General features: G+C 37.3%; 17 protein-coding genes and 1 tRNA gene. 13 read left to right on the top strand and 5 right to left on the bottom strand.

The window, feature by feature from the left end:
* The first annotated feature begins 161 nt into the window (after positions 1-161).
* The 4 genes from glyQ (at position 162) to VB694_RS20705 (ending at position 4337) form a co-directional block, all read left to right on the top strand.
* Positions 162-1040: a glycine--tRNA ligase subunit alpha gene (gene glyQ / locus VB694_RS20720; RefSeq protein WP_323362225.1), complete on the top strand. Its 879-nt coding sequence runs from the start codon at positions 162-164 to the stop codon at positions 1038-1040.
* 79 nt (positions 1041-1119) lie between these two features.
* Positions 1120-1605: a DUF4079 domain-containing protein gene (locus tag VB694_RS20715; protein WP_323362224.1), complete on the top strand. Its 486-nt coding sequence runs from the start codon at positions 1120-1122 to the stop codon at positions 1603-1605.
* A 201-nt stretch (positions 1606-1806) separates the two neighbouring features.
* Positions 1807-4164, top strand: coding sequence for a ComEC/Rec2 family competence protein (locus tag VB694_RS20710; RefSeq protein ID WP_323362223.1), 2358 nt, complete (start codon positions 1807-1809; stop codon positions 4162-4164).
* 88 nt (positions 4165-4252) lie between these two features.
* Positions 4253-4337, top strand: a tRNA-Ser gene (locus VB694_RS20705).
* A gap of 34 nt (positions 4338-4371) precedes the next feature.
* Here VB694_RS20705 and VB694_RS20700 read toward each other — a convergent pair.
* Positions 4372-5259: an alpha/beta hydrolase gene (locus VB694_RS20700; RefSeq protein ID WP_323362222.1), complete on the bottom strand. Its 888-nt coding sequence runs from the start codon at positions 5257-5259 to the stop codon at positions 4372-4374.
* A gap of 147 nt (positions 5260-5406) precedes the next feature.
* Between VB694_RS20700 and VB694_RS20695 the strand changes: the two genes are divergently transcribed.
* Positions 5407-6330 carry a 1-acyl-sn-glycerol-3-phosphate acyltransferase gene (locus tag VB694_RS20695; protein WP_323362221.1) on the top strand — a complete coding sequence of 308 codons (924 nt, stop codon included), beginning with the start codon at positions 5407-5409 and terminating at the stop codon, positions 6328-6330.
* A 176-nt stretch (positions 6331-6506) separates the two neighbouring features.
* Complete coding sequence (locus tag VB694_RS20690; protein ID WP_323362220.1) at positions 6507-7571, top strand: DUF6765 family protein; 1065 nt, start codon at positions 6507-6509, stop codon at positions 7569-7571.
* 130 nt (positions 7572-7701) lie between these two features.
* Here VB694_RS20690 and VB694_RS20685 read toward each other — a convergent pair whose 3' ends face one another.
* On the bottom strand, positions 7702-9138 hold the full coding sequence (locus VB694_RS20685; RefSeq protein WP_323362219.1) for a hypothetical protein: 1437 nt from the start codon (positions 9136-9138) through the stop codon (positions 7702-7704).
* 174 nt (positions 9139-9312) lie between these two features.
* Here VB694_RS20685 and VB694_RS20680 point away from each other — a divergent pair, with 174 nt between their 5' ends.
* From VB694_RS20680 to VB694_RS20660, 5 genes are all read left to right on the top strand, one after another.
* Complete coding sequence (locus tag VB694_RS20680; protein WP_323362218.1) at positions 9313-12495, top strand: alpha-mannosidase; 3183 nt, start codon at positions 9313-9315, stop codon at positions 12493-12495.
* A gap of 123 nt (positions 12496-12618) precedes the next feature.
* Positions 12619-13599, top strand: coding sequence for a GDP-mannose 4,6-dehydratase (locus tag VB694_RS20675; protein WP_323362217.1), 981 nt, complete (start codon positions 12619-12621; stop codon positions 13597-13599).
* 132 nt (positions 13600-13731) lie between these two features.
* Positions 13732-14868 (top strand): glycosyltransferase, encoded by a 1137-nt coding sequence (locus VB694_RS20670; protein WP_323362216.1) that lies wholly within the window; start codon positions 13732-13734, stop codon positions 14866-14868.
* Between the two features lie 37 nt (positions 14869-14905).
* Entirely contained in the window at positions 14906-15277 is a 372-nt protein-coding gene (locus tag VB694_RS20665; RefSeq protein ID WP_323362215.1) for a hypothetical protein, read from the top strand.
* A 94-nt stretch (positions 15278-15371) separates the two neighbouring features.
* Complete coding sequence (locus VB694_RS20660) at positions 15372-15737, top strand: VOC family protein (RefSeq protein ID WP_323362214.1); 366 nt, start codon at positions 15372-15374, stop codon at positions 15735-15737.
* Positions 15738-15755: 18 nt separating this feature from the next.
* On the opposite strand, the gene VB694_RS20655 is transcribed toward VB694_RS20660, so the two are convergent.
* The 3 genes from VB694_RS20655 to VB694_RS20645 all read right to left on the bottom strand — a co-directional run bounded on the left by VB694_RS20655 (position 15756) and on the right by VB694_RS20645 (position 19775).
* Entirely contained in the window at positions 15756-16961 is a 1206-nt protein-coding gene (locus VB694_RS20655; RefSeq protein WP_323362213.1) for a hypothetical protein, read from the bottom strand.
* A gap of 448 nt (positions 16962-17409) precedes the next feature.
* Positions 17410-18654, bottom strand: coding sequence for a proton extrusion protein PcxA (locus VB694_RS20650; protein ID WP_323362212.1), 1245 nt, complete (start codon positions 18652-18654; stop codon positions 17410-17412).
* A 29-nt stretch (positions 18655-18683) separates the two neighbouring features.
* Positions 18684-19775, bottom strand: a complete 1092-nt coding sequence (locus tag VB694_RS20645; protein ID WP_323362211.1) for a DNA polymerase beta superfamily protein — start codon at positions 19773-19775, stop codon at positions 18684-18686.
* A 431-nt stretch (positions 19776-20206) separates the two neighbouring features.
* Between VB694_RS20645 and rplU the strand changes: the two genes are divergently transcribed.
* Positions 20207-20614: a 50S ribosomal protein L21 gene (gene rplU / locus VB694_RS20640; protein ID WP_323362210.1), complete on the top strand. Its 408-nt coding sequence runs from the start codon at positions 20207-20209 to the stop codon at positions 20612-20614.
* Positions 20615-20647: 33 nt separating this feature from the next.
* A complete protein-coding gene (gene rpmA / locus VB694_RS20635) occupies positions 20648-20926 on the top strand; it encodes a 50S ribosomal protein L27 (protein WP_323362209.1) in 279 nt (92 codons plus the stop codon).
* Positions 20927-21060 lie beyond the last annotated feature (134 nt).

Below are 21060 nucleotides of genomic sequence, written 5' to 3'. Positions count from 1 at the left end.
TTCTCTCTCCGGCACTTATTTAATATATCGAACCTATCTTGGAATGTCAACTACTTTTTCAATCTTTTTTGAAAAAAAATTTTTAATGGCTGAAAACTGCTCAGAATGTTGGGTTTAGGCAACAATGAGTTAGGCATTGTTGACTCAAGGAAGAGTAGATAGTGAATTTTCAGTCAGTAATAGCAGTTTTACATCAGTTTTGGGGTGAGCGTGGTTGCTTGATTGCTCAACCTTATGACATGGAGAAGGGAGCAGGAACTAAGAACCCTCATACTTTTTTAAGGGCTTTGGGTCCTGAACCTTGGGCTGTGGCTTACGTTGAACCTTGCCGTCGTCCGACGGATGGACGTTATGGCGAAAACCCAAATCGGTTTCAACATTATTATCAGTATCAAGTTCTGATTAAACCTTCACCAGATAATATCCAAGATATATATCTTGATTCTTTAAGAGCTTTGGGTATTCGTCCAGAGGATCATGATGTGCGTTTTGTGGAGGATAACTGGGAAGATGCGACGGTGGGGGCTTGGGGTACTGGTTGGGAAGTATGGTTAGATGGGATGGAAATTACTCAATTTACCTATTTCCAACAGTGTGGGGGTATTGATTGCCGTCCGGTGTCAATTGAGATTACCTATGGGTTAGAGCGACTGGTTATGTACCTTCAGCAAGTGGAGGCTATTACTAAGATTCAGTGGACGGACAACATTACTTATGGTGATGTTCATCTTCAGGGTGAGATTGAGCAGTGTACTTATAATTTTGAAGCATCGAATCCTGAGATGTTGCTGAATTTGTTCAATATATATGAGCAGGAAGCATCCCAACTCACGGAACGGGGATTGGTGTTACCCAGTTTGGATTATGTGATTAAGTGTTCGCATACGTTTAATTTGCTGGATGCACGCGGTGTAATTTCGGTGACGGAACGGACTCGCTACATTACTAGGATTCGGCATTTGGCGAGGAAAGTTGCTCATTTATATGTTGAGCAAAGGGAAAAGTTAGGTTTCCCGTTGTTGAAAAATGCCGTAAGTTGAACAATAGGCATTGAATTTTTTCACCCCCCCTGCACAGGGGGGGTCGTGGTTTACGGTACAAACTAGTGGTGTGTGTCAGATGATAAATATCAGTGAAGCTTTAGAACCTATTGCGGCTTGGTTTCGTTCTTTAGGTGTTCCTGAACCCGTTGTGCATTGGGGACATCCGGTGATGATGGGAATTGTGGTTTTTGTGGTGGGTAGTTTTGTGGGTGTGTCTGGTTGGCGAGGTAAACTACTGCAAGATACAGATAAAGATGCTGCTGTTAAAAGTAGAAGCGCCCATCGTCAGTTAGCACCTTGGTTATTTGTATTTTTGGCGGGTGGTTATACAGGTGGTGTTTTGTCTTTGGTGATGCAGCATAAACCACTGTTTGAAAGTCCGCATTTTTGGACTGGTTCTGTTGTGCTGTTGCTGTTGTTGGTTAATGGTGCAATTTCTTTGAGTGGATTTTTTGGTGATAAAGCAAGTTTACGGGCGGTTCACGCTTATTTAGGAAGTACAGCACTTCTGATTTTGGTTGTTCACGCTGTATTAGGGTTTAATTTAGGTATATCTTTTTGACACTCTCAGGGCTAAAGCCACTGAGCTTTACGCTTACCGGATATTCCTGTAAGGTTGGTATTATCAACTTTATATATTTTGTTGGGTTGCGCTGTCGCTTAACCCAACCTACAATTATTTTTTTAACTACTGGATTTGCTTATATCGATTTGTTTAGATATATGAATTTTATTCACTGGGTGCTGTGGTAATTAAAGTTTTATGATGCAGATTAGTGGCGTTATTATTTGTCTGTCCTATATTTTAGGGTTGCTGTTTACGGCTGTTCCTTGGGGTGGTGCATGGATTTTGGGACTGGGGATATTAGCAGCAATTTTTTTTCGTGCCAGTTATATTAGTCTGCGGAAATTTGCTCTAAAACGAGAAAAGCCTATCACTAAAGGAAAGGCTGGGGCTAATACTCCACTAATTACTCCTGATCCTAGAGTATGGTTGATAGCTGGGTTGGTGGGTTTGTTGGCAACTTTGTATTTTCAATTGCGGACACCCGAACCTGGAGAAAAAGATATTAGTCAGTTTGTTTCTAGTGAAAATAATACTAATCAAGAACAGTTGGTAATTGTACGTGGAGAAGTTGCTAGTAATCCCCGTTTAACTCGCAGTCAAAGGGGGCAATTTTGGCTGAATGCGACGCAACTGGATGAGGTTAAAAATGATCAAGGTCCAGCAAGTGTGCCAAAAGGGGTGACGGGTAAATTATATGTAACTGTGCCTATACTTCAAGCTACGGGTTTATATCCTAGTCAACAAATTGCTGTGACTGGGATGTTATATAAACCTAAAGCGGCCTCAAATCCTGGTGCTTTTGATTTTCAGAAGTATTTGAAGCAGGAAGGTACTTTTGCTGGTTTGATTGGTAAACAGGTAAATTTTATAGATGAAGAGCGCAAATGGGGATGGTGGCAAGTTAGGGAACAAATTGTGCGATCGCAAGTTCGTTTTTTAGGTGTTCCCGAAGGTCCTCTAGTTAGTGCAATGGTTTTGGGCAGTAAGGCTGTTGATTTACCTTATGATATTCGGGATTTATTTGTAAAGGTAGGATTAGCTCATGCTTTAGCTGCTTCTGGGTTTCAAACTTCTCTGATTTTGGGAGTGATTTTACAACTAACTAGAAAAGCAAAAAAAGGAACTCAGATTTTTTTGGGTTGCTTGGGCTTAATTACTTTCTTATGTTTAGCTGGATTTCAAGCTGCGATTTTAAGAGCAGTAATTATGGGTTTGGCAGCATTAATTGGTTTGGCTTTAGAAAGGAAAGTTCAACAATTGGGATCTTTGCTTCTGGCAGCTACGTTGTTATTATTGTTTAATCCTCTGTGGATTTGGGATTTAGGTTTTCAACTCAGTTTTTTGGCAACTTTGGGGTTAATTGTCACAGCAACACCAATTACTAAATGTTTGGATTGGTTGCCTCCGGTAATCGCTTCTTTAGTTTCTGTTCCCTTAGCTGCCACAATCTGGACTTTACCGCTACTTTTACAAGTTTTTAGTGTGGTTGCTGTTTACAGTGTGCCATTAAATATTATCACTACGCCATTAATTTCTGTGATTAGTATTGGTGGCATGATTAGCGGTTTGGCAAGTTTAATTTTGCCGGATGTAGGAAGCACGTTAGCGAGTTTTTTATATTATCCAACTCATTGGTTAATTCAATTAGCAGAATTTTTTGCTAATCTGCCAGGAAGTTCAGTGGCAGTTGGTAGTATATCTACTTGGCAAATGCTGGTAATTTATGGATTAATCATCTCTACTGTATTGGTGCGTTGGTGGCAGAAAAGATGGTGGTTTGCGGTTTTAATGTCTGTAGTTTTAGTGATAATTCCTGTTTGGCATTTTACAAATAATTTATTAAGAATCACATTATTAGCAACGGATACAGAACCAGTTTTAGTAATTCAAGATCAAGGAAAAGTTACTTTAATTAATAGCGGTGATGAAGGTACAGGACGTTTCACTATTTTACCTTTTCTCCAACAACAGGGGGTTAATCAAATTGATTGGGCAATTTCTAGTAAGTTTTTAGGTAATGAAAATGATGCTTGGCTAGAAATTATGGAAAGTTTACGGATTAATAATTTTTATGCTTATGCTTCTCCACAAGAAAATAAAATTGAAAATCAAGCTATTCAACAGAAACTGCAAAAACATCAAGGAATTTATCAGCCTTTAGCATTAGGTCAAACTATTAATACTGGTGCTATAATTGGACAATTCATCAATGAAAAATTACCGATTTTAAAATTGCAGATTTTTGGACAAAATTGGTTATTAGTGGGTAACATCACGTCTCAACAAATAGCACAGTTAATTAAAACTGGTGATTTATCTCGTCCCCAGGTGCTTTGGTGTCCATCGGAATCTTTACAGGATTTGGTGGTGGCATTGCAACCACCGGTGGCGATCGCATCTGCTAATAACCTTGATAGCAAAACCTTATCAGCTTTAAGCAAAGGACAAACTAAACTGTTCTTCACAGGCAAAGATGGAGCGATTCAATGGACACCCAATGGTGAATTTGAAGCTTTTATCCAAGTCACAGAAAACAAATCTTCAGATTTATAAGAAGTTTAGGAATGAAGATGCTATTATGATCAATAAAATATAATCATTCTTATTCACTAAATTCTGTGGATGGTGTGAGTAGATATCTGGAGAGGTGTCCGAGTGGTTGATGGTGACGCACTCGAAATGCGTTTTGGGGAAACTCAACGGGGGTTCGAATCCCCCCCTCTCCGTTATTTGATGACAGTATATTTTGAATTAGGAATATTATTCATTGCTTGTAACTGTCTCTAATTTTCCCAGTTCTGTTGGTAAATGCCGATCTATCCAATTATTCATGTCAGTCAGCACTTCATGATAATTAATATCACAATGTAAATCGTGATACGCTCCGGGATATTCAATGCGTAGCTTATCTGGGTAAGTTACACGTTGGTAAAAAAGTTCGCTTCCTCCTGGTAAAACCACTCTGTCAGCACCACCATGCAAAATTAACAATGGTAGTTTCCATTCATGAGCGTGGGCATTAATCCAGGCTAGTGTAGCAAAAAACTCTGTAGAAAATCTTGCTGTACCACGGGTATGACGTAAAGGGTCTTCAGTATAGGTAGTTACAATTTTCGGATCTCGTGAACCAGCGGTTATCTCTAGTCCAGTATTTAAGGAAAAACGAGGCCAAGCCCGTGAAAGCATTTTTCCTACAAGCACACGCACTGGTGATACTCCCACTTCTCCAATACTCGGTGCAACTGTGATTACTCCTTGTAATGCAGATGTATCTTCTGGATAACGTAAAACATATTCTAAAATAATCATTCCCCCCATGCTATGCCCAAATAGAAAAATTGGGCATCTTGGTTGTTGTTTTTGAATTACTTGCAAGAATGCTCGCACATCATCACGAAACTCCACCCAATTATTGATGTAACCGCGCTGACCAGGTGAGCGTCCATGACCACGCAAATCTAGTCCATAAACAGCATATTGCTTAGGTAACAAATGCTCAATTATATTCTTGTAAAGTCCGCTGTGTCCTCCGAGTCCATGCACTAAAGCTAATATTCCCCTGATTTTTCCCCCTGGATTCCAGCTTTGGTAATACAGGTCAAGTCCCCCAACACCTTTAAACGTGCCTACGCTGTGGTAAATATTCATGATTAGTTTTTTACCTAATTTCCCAGCAAGCTATTAGCCTATCAACGTACATTGTAGGGAAAATTGCTTCTAACTGTGGGAGGAATTACAGAAAATTTGGTAATTGGTAATTGGTGATCGGGTTGTTACAATGTATTTTAAATAAAGATGGAAAATACTAACGGATCAAAAAATTTACCACCTTTAAGTGAGGCTGTTATTGAGCGTGTATGGGAAGGTGTAGCAGCGGCGAGCGATCGCACTATTCGTCATACTATAGAAACTACTCTCAATCAAATTTCTGCTACTGATCAAGAACATTCAGAAACGCGAGTTAATGCTAAGATTAGACGTTGGGTATTGCGATCGCTGATTCATTCCCTATTCAGTATCAAAGTTGAAAACATCGAAAATATCCCACAGACACCTGCAATCTTAGCTGCTAACCATCTTCACCACTTTGATCCATTAGTTTTACTGGCAGAAATACCTACTCAGCCCCATTACTATATTCTCGGTGATGCCCGCACTCTTTATAACAAATGCTGGAAACGCTGGATTTTGGGTTTTGCAGGTGGTGTCATCCCTTTAGAACGCATTTGGGGAGAAGAACAGGCTGTGATTGCTGCTGCTCAAGCCGGACGAGATGATTTAACAGAACTGGCTCAAGTTATTAAAGATACTGTTAATCCTGGTGGAGATATCCACACAATCCGCCGCATAGACCGCATTGTTGCCGCAATTTTAGCCCGTGGGGATGGGTTGATGATTTTTCCCGAAGGTAGACTGGGAAATGCTGAGGGCGATATGTATCCCTTCAAACGGGGAACTGTCATTTATGCTTTACGGGCTGGTGTGCCAATTGTACCGATAGCATTAATCGGTACTCATGACCTGTTTTTGAGAAAAAAGTTAACAATTCGGGTGGGTGAACCTTTATATTTTTCACCAACTACTAGGCCAAAGCGTCAGGAAATAAATACAGCTTTGGAAAAGTTACAAGAAGCGATACGGGCTTTGTTACCTACAGATTATCAAGAACCAACGGGGATAAAGTTATTACAGCATTTTCTGAATCGGATGTTGTTGTAATTTTTTTCTCACGCAGAGGCGCAGAGACGCGGAGAGGAATTAAGAGTGATTACTAAAGTTTATCAAACAGATGTGGCAATTTGAGAACCGCTATCAGGTAAAAATTTACGCAAAACTACCCAAATTGTTATAGTCTATTTCTTAATTAAAAAAATCCTTAACCGAAGTTATTTAAGATGCAAATAGACTTTCATCATGGTGTCACCTACGTAGTAGCGCGACTTGCGGGTTTTAACCACGAAGATGCTGGTATCGTTGCTTACTCCGCCCAGTATGTAGATGATGCGATTAATAGCGGCTTAATAAAATTTGATAATGGTGCGATGTTTACCCGCATCAGTTCGGCTCATAAAATGCTAGATTATCGCAATTTTCAGGAGTTAGCAATTCATCATGTTTGGATTCCTTTTCATTTTTTACCAGGAAATGGCGGAAAACCCGCAGGTGAAGACCCGGAAGGGAAGTTTATTGAAAAGTTGATTTGTCGTCCTAATAGTGATGTCGCACAGCAGATGGTGAGGGAATGTATCCAACGCCGTGATACTGCTTATAGTTTGCATCGTTTAGGAATTACAATGCACGTTTATGTTGATACTTGGGCGCATCAAGGTTTTGCTGGTGTGAATCATCGAGTTAATGAAGCGAAAAAATTACTTGATGAAAATGACAACCCTGATAAAAATTTAATGGATAGATTGAAGAATTATTTTGTCAGTGAGGCTTTACCTTTAGGACATGGTGCAGTTTTAAGTCATCCTGATAAGCCGTTTTTACGTTGGGGTTATATTAACGGTAGGGGTGAGAAAATTAGGCGTAATAACCCTGAAGATTTTCTGGAAGCTGCTGATAATATGTGTAAGGCTATGCAGCGTTATTTAAAATGTGATGCTGATGCTATTGTCCCTGGACTACCAGAAGCAGATAAAGGTTTAATTGCCTTTATGTTGGAGAATATTAAAGATGTTAAAAGTCGTGTCCGTCATCAAAAATGGTTAGATGCAATATCCCAAGGTAAATTTAGTTTTGGTGCAGCTAATATTAACTATGTTCCTAAAGGTAAAAGTTCCTGGAAATACCAAGCTTTGGGAACTGAAAGACCTATTGACAAAGATAATGAAATTTTTCCCTATCATCCCAGTTTCCTAGTCAGCAATTGGAAATTATTTCACGATGCTTTACAAGCACATCAATTTTACATTATTCATGATTTGCTACCTCTCTATGGAATTTGTGTAGCTTGAAATATATCCCTAATTATTAAATTAAACGCAGATGAACGCAGATAAACGCAGATGAATTCCTGAATTTTATGATTGTGTTTTCCAAGGTCTATTTTTGAAGGGGGATAAGGAGGATGTAGGGGAATTTGAACTATACCTGCAATAATCCTTTGAAAAAATAAATCATGTTCATAAATATCATTTCCATCCACAACATTAGATGATCTAACCATGCTAGAATTTGCTCTAATGGGTGTTTTTCATAACCCAAAAATGTGGCCGTTGTCTCTATCCAATCTGGTTTTAATTGATGTGGATGTTGTTCTTGTCTTGTCTCATTTTCAGCACGATGGCTAGAGGTTTTTTTGGTTGATTCTTGATGTTTAAATAAATGCACCCCTGAAGCAGTTAAACCCAGATTTGCTTCATTAGCATTAATTTCTTCTAAATCCCCAAATAACTCACCCCAACTTAACCAAGAATCTGTAATTATATCTGGTGATTGGACATGACTATTTTGAATAACTTTGTTGACAGGTTGACTGGGTAATTTTGGAGGAATTTCGGTTTTTTCAAACTTGGGAATTTTCCTACCACCAAAAAAGTAATTTATTGCAGATTCAATTAATGCTGGAATATCCAAAGTTTGATTTTCCAAACCATCAGCATTAATTGTCATTTCTCTTCTAGTTTCTACTTGTTCCCTACCATAAATAAATATCTCCAATTGAGTTTGAACAACTTGAATAATTCCTTGGCTGTGTTGTTTGACTGGTACAATACCTTGAGTTTCCAATTTAGCTAAGGCTATGTCTATAAATTCTAAAAATCTACCAGGATAATAAGATTGTATATTGAATTTAAAATTACTTTCAAAATTACTTTCAGGTAACTCGGTGATGCTATGATGATTACTATCAGTTAATTTGGTTAAAATGCGGTCGATTTCTGGTAATATGTTTTGTTGATTGTTGACTTGGGCTGATTTTAAAGAATGCCAATATTCAGCAACTTCGCTATTAATTCTATTGTTTAATTTGGCTTGTTGTTGAATTGTCAAAACATCTAAAATTCTATTATTTTCGCTGACAAGCACCAAATGACGATTTTCTAAGGTGACAGCAATTCCCTGTACATTTGGTATGTGGTGTTGGAGGGTATTTTCTGGCTGGATATTTTGATAACTATGAGATTTTGACCAACCTAAACGGTTAGCAGCTTCTCGCAAGCTATTACCCAAGAAAGCTAAAGGGTTGAAATTTTGTAAAGTTTGTATTTCTGAAGCTGCCGCAGATGGTAGATTTTTAACTAACTCTAGCACTTGCTGAATAGGAGCGTCAGTAGATGGGAGGGGTTCTGGTTGTAACTGTGTTTGGGGTTTTGGGGGTTTAGCTTCTAGCCTTTTTCCCGCAAATTCATCTGGCTGAAAAATTTGGTAAAGTGGGTAAAGTAAAGCTTCCACACTCCATTTGGTAGCGACTTGGAAATTTCGGAATGTGTTTTCCCATTGTTGCGTCAACCGCTGAGAATGCTGGTTGATGAAGTTAAATAGTTTACTTTGATAACGACTAGAGGAACCAGAAGACATGGTACAAATTTGTTAGGTTGAATATTTTTGAGTTTTGAGACTCCCACAAAACTTTTAGCTATCTTCAGTCAGTGATATCATCATAACTGAAAATCAGATTAGGTAGGTTTAATTTAGACAATCCCCATCCCTAACCGAATTTTTACATTAATTTTTAATTTTTATTGCTATATTATGACTCTATTTTCGTTGGATACCCAATCTATATCAGCCACAATTGACAATTTACGCTCTTGTAGTCAAATTAATATCCAATCTTCTTGGCTTTGTCAACAAGTTGACTTAGAAATTACTGAGGTGGTAAAATTAGACTTATCTAATTGGCAACCTGTATATCTAAATGAAAAAGCTCAGATTGTTTGGAAAGGAGGAAATGAGGTACTCTGGTTAGTACAGAATTTAGCTGTTCCCGAAAATTTACAGGGTTATCCTTTATCTGGTTTGTCTTTGCGGTTGGCTTTGGTTTGGTGGGCTGATTCAGCGGAAGTTTATGTTAATGGTAAGTTAGTATTAACGGGTGATTTATTTGATTGTTCACCGAGACTGCTTTTAAGTCAAGTGGTTAATTCTGGGGATGAGTTTTTTGTTGCGGTGCGGTTGGTGAGTCCGGGACATTGTGATGGGGCTTTAATGCGATCGCTTGCAATTTTTGAGTCAGCAGATTATGATCATCCTGATGCTGGTTTTGTTGCTGATGAGTTAGCAGTTGTTCAAGTTCTGTTAGATAAGTTCGCACCTCAAAGGTTAGCTGGTTTGGTTGCGGGGATTGAAGAGTTAACGAACCGCAGAGACGCAGAGGACGCAGAGGAAGAGAAAGAAGAAGGTTGGAAGAGTTTTATTTTTCACCTTCGTCAGCTTTTAGTTCAATCCAAAATCCAAAATCTAACATCTAAAATATCTTTGTTGGGTCATGCTCATTTAGATTTAGCATGGTTATGGCCTGTTAGTGAAACTTGGAAAGCAGCAGAAAATACTTTTGAGTCGGTTTTGAAATTACAACAAGATTTTCCAGAATTAATCTTTTGTCATACTACACCAGCTTTATATGCTTGGGTTGAAAAAAATCGTCCTGATTTATTTCGAGAAATTCAAAATCAGGTAAATTCGGGAAGGTGGGAGGTTTTAGGTGGTTTTTGGGTAGAACCAGATTTAAATTTGATTGCTGGTGAGTCTATTGTTCGTCAATTATTATATGGTCAGCGTTATTTTTTAGCGAAGTTCGGAAAAATATCACCGATAGTTTGGGTTCCTGATACTTTTGGTTTTTGTGGGACGTTACCCCAGTTTTTAGCTAACGCGGGAATTGAGTTTTTTGTCACCCAAAAGCTACGCTGGAATGATACTAATAAGTTTGATTATGGTTTATTTTGGTGGCGATCGCTCGATGGCAGCAAAATATTAAGTTATATGTCTGCACCTATCGGCGAAACTATTGACCCTGTTAAAATGGTTCAGTACGTTTGTGATTGGGAAACTCAAACAGGTTTACATGATGCGCTTTGGCTTCCCGGTGTTGGTGATCATGGTGGTGGTCCAACTCGTGATATGTTGGAAGTAGCGCGACGTTGGGAACATTCTCCAATTTTTCCCAAGTTAGAATTTACAACCGCAGAAAATTATTTACAGCAAATAAAATCCCAGGTTAAACATCTACCAATATGGGATGATGAATTATATTTAGAATTTCATCGTGGATGTTATACTACCCACGCTGATCAAAAACGCTGGAATCGAAAATCAGAACGTCTATTATATCAAGCTGAGTTATTTGCAACTCTCGCAACTGTTACCTGTGGTGTCGCATATCCACAAGCAGAAGTAGAAACCGCTTGGAAACAGGTTTTATTTAACCAGTTTCACGATATTTTACCTGGTTCTTCCATTACTCAAGTTTACCAAGATGCTTTACCGGAATGGGAAGCTGTAGAAAAAGTAGGTAAGAAAATATTAGATGAATCTTTAAGAGCGATCGCATCTCACATCAATTTACCACAACCACCCCAACCAAATAGCATCCCCATCATAATTTTTAACTCTCTCAACTGGGAACGTTCTGAAGTCGTTAGCGTTACACTACCTAACATCATAACAGAATCCCACTCCGCGAAGGCGGACTTTGTTTGTGTAGCCCCAGAATTCCATTCTGAGGGTAACTCAAAATGGGAAATTTACAACCTTGAAGGAAACCAACTTCTATCCCAACCAAGCGAAAACTCTTTATTATTTCTCGCTACCATCCCATCAATAGGATATCAAATATATTGGCTTTCTCCAACATCGGCAAATCCTAACATCGAAAATTCCGAACTTCCCAAAAACTGGAGATTAGAAAATGAATATTTGCGAGTTCAAGTCAACCCAGAAACCGGAGACTTAGAAAGTATCTTCGACAAAATTCAAGAACGGGAAATTTTAAATGGTGAGGGAAACCAACTCCAAGCTTTTGCAGATACTGGACAATATTGGGATGCTTGGAATATCGATCCTGATTATAATACAAAACCCCTACCTGCAACCAAATTAAAATCAATTCAATGGCTAGAAAATGGAGAAATACAACAACGTTTGCGGATAGTGCGACAAATAGGGAAATCGGAATTTTCTCAAGATTACATTTTACAAATCGCTTCCCCACTTCTGAAAATTAAGACTACAGTAAATTGGCAAGAAAATCACGTATTAGTTAAAACAGCCTTTCCTCTCAATCTTAATGCTGAATTTGCCACTTATGAAGTACCATGCGGTGTTATTCGTCGTTCTACCAATCCCCAAACCCCCACAGAACAAGCTAAATGGGAAGTACCTGCTTTAAAATGGGCTGATTTAACCGCAGATACAGAAACCGGAAAATACGGAGTTAGTATTCTCAATGACTGTAAATATGGTTACGATGCCAAAAATAATCAACTGCGTTTAACACTGCTGAGAAGTTCTCACTGGCCAGACTCCCAAGCTGATATAGGAATACATGAATTTACTTACAGTTTATATCCTCATCTTAGCAGTTGGGAACAAGCGAATACAGTAAAAAAAGCTTATGAATTGAATACACCATTACAGATATTAGTAAATCCAAAAATTTATCCATCTAAATTTAGCATTTATGAAAATAAAAGTTTTCTCAATTTATCCGCCAATAATTTAATTGTCATGGCTTTAAAACCCAGTGAAGATAATCCGCAAAAATTTATCATCCGTTTTTATGAATGTCACGGAAAAACCGCAGATTTATCTTTAGAAAGTGATTTATTTACGTTAGAAACAGCGGTTGATTTATTGGAAATACCGATAAATGAAGCAGTTGAGAAAATCGCACCTTGGAAAATTGCGACATTTGAAATGATTACAAAAATTTAGGATTGTCTGCATTAGGATATCCAGGATTTAAGGATTTATACGATGTTGGCTGGTATCGAGATGGAATATATTGATGGGGGAACTTTATCTGACATAATAATGTCAAGAGAGTAAGTAATTTTTATGAAAAAAACAGCATTAATCACAGGTATTACAGGTCAAGATGGCTACTATCTCAGCCATTTACTTCTCAATCAAAATTATCGAGTTGTCGGTTTGGTATCTCCCCATCGACAAACTAACCTGTCCAAATTGAGAGATATAGCAGATAAAGTAGAAATTTACACCGTTGATTTAAGAGATAGTACGGGTTTATTAACGGCTGTCGAACAACTACAACCCCAGGAAATTTATAATTTAGCTGCTCCTAGTTTCGTTCCCGATTCATGGGATGATCCTTTGGGAACTCTAGATTTGATTACTGGTACTGCAACCAGATTATTAGATGCAGTCCGACAAGTTGGCTTATCGACAAGATTTTATCAAGCCAGCAGTTCAGAAATGTTTGGTGATGTGACTACTACTCCCCAAGATGAAGAAACTCCCTTCCGTCCCAAAAACCCCTATGCAGCAGCCAAATTACACGCTCACTGGACGATGGTACATCACCGACAACGTTATGGTCTATTTGCTTGTAGTGGTATTTTATATAACCATGAATCACCGTTACGTCCTCCTCAGTTTGTGACACGCAAAGTTTCTTTAGCAGTAGCATCAATTAAATTAGGTTTAGCCACAACCTTAGAAATGGGTAACTTGGATGCCAAAAGAGATTGGGGTTTTGCGGGAGATCACGTTGATGCTATGTGGCGAATGCTGCAAGCAGAACAGCCAGAAGAATACGTAATAGGTACGGGTGAACTTCACAGCGTCCGGGAATTAATCGCTACAGCTTTTGATTGTGTAGGACTGGACTGGGAAAAATATGTAATTGTTAATACTAATTTATTGCGAGCAGATGAACATTTTCAACTAGTAGCTAACCCCAATAAAGCTAAAAAAAATCTGGGTTGGGAACCCCAAGTTAGTTTTGAGCAACTTTTGGAAAACATGGTAAAAACAGATTTGGAATATTTAAAAACGGGAACCTTACATAAGAATTAAGGAGTCAGGAGAAATAATTAATGATGATGTAATGTTTGAATTTAGGAGTTTTTATTCTCATTACTCCTCCAAATTCATTCCCATCTGATAGCCTGTATTTAATAACTAGCAAATTACGTTATATACACAAAAATGCTGATTAATAAAATAGCAAAGAATCATTTATTTGTGTTCTTAGAAATATTTACCCTTGAAGGTGGGATTCAATCCTATGTTAAGGATATTTTTCGCGCCTATTTAGGATTAAACCCAATTTGCAAAGCGGATGTTTTCTTATTGCGGGATAGTCCTGATTGTGTTAATCCTTTTGCATCAGCAAATTTAAAGTTTCATTATTTTAAAACCAACTCTCCCCAAATAGGTAGAGTGAAAATGGCTTTAGCGTTACTTCGATATCTGCTGCAAAAACGACCACAACAGGTTTTCTGTGGTCATATTAAGTTAGCAGGATTGATACAAACCTTTTGTCAGCTTTTGGGGATTCCCTATACTGTGTTAACTTATGGGAAGGAAGTCTGGGAACCGTTAAACAATCAAGAAAAACGTGCTTTAGCTTCAGCTTCTGGAATTTGGACTATTAGCCGTTATAGTCGAGATAAGGCTTGTACTGCTAATAATATCGACCCGAAAAAGGTACAAATGTTACCTTGTGCTATTGATGGGGATAAATTTACTCCTGGAGACAAAGCACCAGAATTAGTTGAAAAATATGGCTTAAATAATACCAAAGTATTAATGACAGTTGGACGGTTGTGGTCTGGAGATATTTATAAAGGTGTGGATGTAACAATTAGAGCCTTACCGCAAATTATCCAAGCGTTTCCAGATGTAAAATATTTAGTGATTGGACGTGGTGATGATCAACCAAGATTAGCACAGTTAGCAAAAGAGTTAGGTGTGAGCGATCGCGTAATTTTTGCCGGTTTTGTCCCCACAGAAGCATTGAATTTACACTATCGTCTAGCAGATGCTTATATTATGCCCTCTCAAGAAGGCTTTGGTATAGTTTATCTAGAAGCAATGGCTTGTGGTGTACCAGTGTTATCTGGTGATGATGATGGCTCGGCTGACCCCTTGCAGGATGGTAAACTAGGATGGCGAGTACCGCACCGCAACCCCGATGCAGTCGCAGTAGCTTGTATAGAAATGCTCCAGGGTGGTGATCCACGATGTGATGGTAAATGGCTACGGGAACAGGCGATCGCCATTTTCGGGATAGAAGCCTTTCAACAACGCCTACAACAAATGCTGCAATCAAGCACTGACTAATAACTAAGATAAAACTAGAGTAGAAAAAATTTGAGCAATGAGTCCAAATAACGTGCAACTGAATCTTGATAAACTCCGTCCTTGGCTGACTCTTTTAGCAGTAGCCTGGTTATTAGCATCATTAGGCTTAGGCTGGTTGGTAAATTCCTTACTAATTATTTTTGGGCTGTTGTTAATAATACCAATTATTGCATTCTTCGGATTTCGCTGGTGGTTACAACGCAACTTAGTTACCGACAAGTGTCCCGTCTGCGGATTTGAATCAACTGGTTTAAATAATAGCCAATTACAATGTCCAAATTGCGGAGAACAGCTATTAGTAAACAATAATCAATTTAGCCGCTTTGCACCAGAAGGTACAATTGATGTAACAGCAATTGAAGTCCCAGCCAAATCATTAGAAGAATGATCTATCATTAATTAACCCTTTAACCTTTTCCCTTTCCTAAGTTAAAACTTCTAGTCTCAAAATCTAGTTTATTTACAGAAAGCGGAGGTTTACAATGACAATTACTCTCAATCACACTATCGTACCTGCACGTGACAAGGAAGCATCAGCAAATTTTTTTGCAGAAATTTTTGGGTTAAAAGTGGAATCTCCTGTGAGTAACTTTGCTGCGGTTCATGTTAATGATAAACTCACTTTAGATTTTGCCGACAGAGAAAATTTTGAATCACATCATTATGCTTTCTATGTCAGTGATCAAGAATTTGATGAAATTTTTGCCCGGGTAAAACAAGCCAATTTAGAATATAGCAGCGACCCCATGCACAAAAATAAAGGACAAATTAACCATAGGAAAGGAGGTCGTGGCTTTTATTTTTATGACATTGATGGTCATAATTTGGAATTGTTAACCCGTGAGTAAATATTTGGCTAGAAATTTTCATTTTTTAACCAAAATATATGCAGTAGCATATTCAGGTAATTGCTGGATATGCTGCCTAAATTCTTTTTGATTCTGAAAAATACCTGCTAAAAAATCGAGTTGATGCAAATTCGGTAAAAATGCTCCACCTGTATCGGCAATTACTCCCATTTTTAGGCGCTTACTTCCGCCTTGATTATACTCCATGATCATCACTCTTCCTAAACCAATATTTAGGACATCCCCAGCAAAAGTTACACCTGGTTTAATAGAAATTTTCGCATCTATTTTATATCCATAACCTTTGATTTGATCAACTTGTCTAAAATACCAATAACGCTTTTGTGATGTGGCTTTTACTCCTCTTACATAAGATATTCCATTATTTCTATCTACATTAAAAAATGCTTTTGAACCATCTGTAAAATTAATCAGAATTGTTCCCTGCATTAATGCTTCTTCTAAACCTTCACGAGTGAGATATGCTAAGGGTTCTACTTTGCCAAATTCCTTACCACCAGGTTCATAAATGCCAGACAAAACATCCTGTTTTGTATATTTAGTGTAGAATTTATCATCTTTGCTTAAACTGTCTTTTAAGCTATAAATTGGTATGTTATATTTGGATGTTTTAGTCCGCGAACCAGTATGGGTAAACACAGCATATTTTGTAATTCTAAGTCGTTTTTGTCTCGGTTGATCAGGATTATATGCAGACCATTGAATTACTCTAAAATTAGCATTAATAAAATTAGTATCTTGTAACCGAGTAGGTCGATTATTGCTAATATCTTCCTCTAAAACAGTAATCATAAACTCTAAGGTTTTGATAACGTCTTTTACTGTGACTCCTTGACTTAATAACAGTCCATTTCGAGAAATAGCTGGATCTTTATGACCGTAATCTTGAAAATATTTTCTTGTATTAGTAAGAACAGTTAATAAATCAGCTTGATTAAAATTGACTTTAGCTGTTGGCAATTTCACAGATTTTAAAACGTGTTTACCATTCACACTATATTTATATTTTTGCCATTCATCAATGACAGAATAGAATATAGATGTAGCTTGGTTTTTGCTTGGATTAGGTGTTGTAATTTGTTGTTGCGTAATTAATTGCTGAGTTTCTGACTGTGCATATAGATTTTGATGAACTAAAACAGCGATAAAGAAAGTCACAATACCTACTGACAATTGGAATTTGCGATTGAACATGATACTCATAAGTTTCTGTCGGGAATTAAACTTCTAAAATTCATTTTTATCCTAGAGCGTCGATTAAGCAATGCTAGGTAATCTGTTTTCCCTTGTAGGGGCGAAGCATTCGGACAGAATATCAATGGTTTCAGCGATAGGTTATCACCCGAATGCTTCGCCCTTACGATTAATGAATCGACGCTCTAGAGGTAATGCTGAATATTGCATTACACACCTATATTAATAATAACTTTTATCTCTAACAACAAAAGCATTATTAACCCTAATTATTAGCAGAAAAATTGAATTTATGCACTAAAGTTTCGCCGGATTCATGAAAAATTGTTGGGATCTTGACAAAATTACTAATAACTCAACTTATAAGCTGTTATGCAGTTTACTAATTTTACAATTATTCTGATTCCTGACTCCTGAATTTTTGCTTAAATAATGAGACAGAATTAATTACAAAAAGTTATTCATCCATTTCTTTCAATGTTGCTAATGCTGAAGGAGACAAGCGACTGAGATAGCGGAATATCCAATACTTAAAGATGGTGTTTAAAATGACTGGAAATGTGGCAATAAACAAAAATATTGAGTTTCTACTTGCTGGAAACCCTAAATGATCTGCTAAACCTTCTAAAAGAATTTCCCAACCATGTGGGGAGTGAAAACCAACAAATATATCTGTAACTAAAATAATTAAAAAAGCCTTAGCACTGTCACTTAAACCGTAGACTAATTTATCTAAAAGAGACTGTATAAAAACGATATCTTTTTTGCTCAAAACAATAACTATAGCAAAGGAAATTAAGGATATAATATCAGCAAATAAATTACTAATAGCACTGCTACTTTTATAGCGAAATTCTTCTGCTATTTCCAGAGCTTTGTCTTTTATATTGGCTTCTATGTTTTCTGAGGAAAGTTCTGGAGCTTGACGTAATAGGTTTTGAAATTGCAATTTTCTCTCAAACTGCTTTAATTCATTTAGGGCTGTTTTCTGCATTTCCGCATTCAAAAAAATCCTTGTGTTATCTTCACTAATGAAATTCTTAAAAAGCGGATTAATTAATAATTCCTTAGCAAAATGTTGAGTTACTAGTGGTATAATTATTAGTAGTAACAAAAATTTAACTGCTCTCCTTGTCCTATTTCTAGAGATTCGATATTTTCTAATAAATTCTTCTTCGGCTTTTGGTGTAAAGTCTTTGGCAATTTTATCAAATGTTCTGCCAATTGATCTGGGAAATACACCAGTTTTTCGACTTGAAACTGCTTCTTTAAGAACTTCAAAATTCGCCGAAGTTGACTGATTTTCAACTGGTTGACGTGTAGTTTCTCCATCTGCTATGTCATACTTGTATATGACTTCATCAATAAATTTCAGGTTTTCTAATAAGCTTGAATCGGAAATATCGACAAAGTTAAGTCCTAACTGAAATTCTGCTAATCTTACTTTGATAATAGCTAAATTCCTATTTAAATTGCCTTGCCAAAAAGCCATCACATTTTCACTATAATTCCCTGATTCAACAGAAATTTTTTGACCACCAAATTGCTCAATTTCAATATTTTGAATGGCTTGAGCCGCTTGATAAGCTTCTAAAACTGCTCTTTTTGGAGTATTAAATAACCAGTTATTAAATAAGCGCCAAGATGCTGTTATTTTTTGGCGTATTAATCTTGTATTTCTGGTAAAATATGGAACTTTCATTTAACTTACCTTAACTGAAAATTATTCCTCTATTCCCAACCTTGCATTTCTACTAATTCCATACACAAATTATTAATTTGCCCTAAATCAGCTTTGTGAGGTAAATTCGATTGATTATAAAAAATATCCATTTGTGTCACCAAATCTTCAGCTACCTTCATCAACTGCTCATAAGTATAGTCTCCTCTGAGAATAGATTTTAAATCATCAACATCACCCGCAATTCTTCTATCTACAATTACTTCTCCTCTCTGCAATATTTCTAACCCACTACGCAATAATCTAACACAATGCATTCCATGTTTCAAATCATAACCTGACTTTCTTTCCATTTCAGCCCTAGCCGGATTTCTATTTTGCTGCCAAGATATATAAGCTTTCCATTCTCTTAAAGCGATTTGGTAACTTTGACTTTTTTGCAATAAGCGAATAAAATCTTTACGGCTATTAGTTAAATTTTGGCTATATTCCAACGCTTCATCAGCCAAAGCATATTGTTTCAATATGCCCTTAAAATCAATATCTGCTGTCAGCAATTTATATAATTGCTCAGATTCTTCCAAAAACTCAATTTTTCCCCTAATTAGTAAATAAAGATATTCCAAAAAAGCATTGAGTTCATCTTTGCTTAATGGGGGTTCATCTTCTATCCCAAAATCTGAAGGTATTGGTTTTTTGGTAGGCGGATTTAACAACCATTTGCGATGGGTTTCCATTTTCTTGATTTGCGCGAAAGCATAACCAGAATAAGTATGTTTAACTTTTGTACTTAAGAATAGCTTTCTGTGGTTAATTAAATGCCGTCCAATATCTGTTAAAAAGGGATATTCTGGCAACCAGAGTAATTCTAAAACATTCGGATTTGCACCTGCTAATAAATGTAGAATTTTCCTTAATTCATAAATAACTGTATCCTGATTACCATTTATAAATGGGAAAATACCTGGTTCATCCCAACCGCTATCTTTTTGTTCTATGCTATCAAATCCCAAATAATAACGCTTGGGTGCAATAAATACTCCTCGATAATCATAATCAGAATCAGGACGATTTAAGCCATAACCGTGACTACCTGCCAAGCCTATAAAAATTGTTCTTTGTTCAACTTCGATTCTTTTCATAAAAACTAATAGAAATATTTTTTGATTTGTATAAATCAACTACGAAAACGTGTTTATCGGATTTTGAATTGATTTAGATTGATTAAGGTTATTATATCCAGAGTTAAAAAAAATCCGAACAACTCTAGCCGTTACCCAGATAAATAAATATTTGTTCTGCCCGTGTCTTAACTAACCATGTATCGGCTTCTTACCCTTTCGGTAATTCAAGTTAAATTTGCCAGCCATGATTTATACATGATTTATAATTTGTATTTATAACATTGAAAACCTTGACCTAATGGCATTGAATAAGATAATATTTTAGATTGTCTGTCTAATTCCTGCTCGGATCAGGTAGACATAACTGCAAAAGCTGGCAAAAGATATAAATTAGGTCTCTACAGGAGATGAAAGCCAGCTACCTGTACGGCAACTTCAAGGACAATTCCATGACTTACGCAATTATTGAAACTGGTGGTAAACAAATCAAAGTCGAAGCAGGTCGATTTTACGACATTGAACTGCTGACTACCGAACCAGATGAAAAAGTGACCATAGACGCAGTATTACTGGTACAGCACGAGGGCGCAGTCTCTATTGGACAGCCACGAGTAGCAGGTGCGACTGTAGAAGGGACGGTAATGCGACACTTTAGAGGTCGTAAAGTCCTGGTTTACAAAATGAAGCCCAAGAAGAAAACCCGCAAAAAACGGGGACATCGCCAGGAAACTACCAGACTTTTGATTAATTCCATCAACCTCAATGGTGAAGTCTTGGCGTATCAAGAAGTACCAATCTCTCCAGAAAATCCCAATATTGTGGATGATATTCCCGCTGAAGAAGCTGCTGCTGAATAATAAACAAAAGTACATAAATTTTAAGAGGAAATCATGGCTCATAAGAAAGGAACGGGTAGTACACGTAACGGTCGTGACTCTAATGCTCAACGTCTGGGTGTAAAACGTTTTGGTGGACAAGTTGTACGGGCAGGAAATATTCTCATCCGTCAGCGTGGTACTAAATTCCACCCTGGTAATAACGTCGGTATTGGTAACGATGATACTTTGTTTGCTTTGGTTGACGGTGTTGTTACCTTTGAAAGAAAGGGCAAAACCCGCAAAAAAGTCAGTGTTTATCCTGCTGTTACAACTGAAGCAGTAGCAAGTTAGAAAATAGCGGGCAGGGTGAAGCATTCGGGCGATAATTTATCGGTTTTTTCCCCAGTAGGGGCGAAGCATTCGGGCGATAATTTATCGGTTTTTTCCCCAGTAGGGGCGAAGCATTCGGGCGATAATTTATCGGT

It is taken from the genome of Anabaena sp. UHCC 0451, from assembly GCF_034931405.1.
Lineage (GTDB): Bacteria > Cyanobacteriota > Cyanobacteriia > Cyanobacteriales > Nostocaceae > RDYJ01.
The sequence above is the reverse complement of the archived record's forward strand: the minus strand, read 5'-3'. Positions and strand labels throughout refer to the sequence as shown.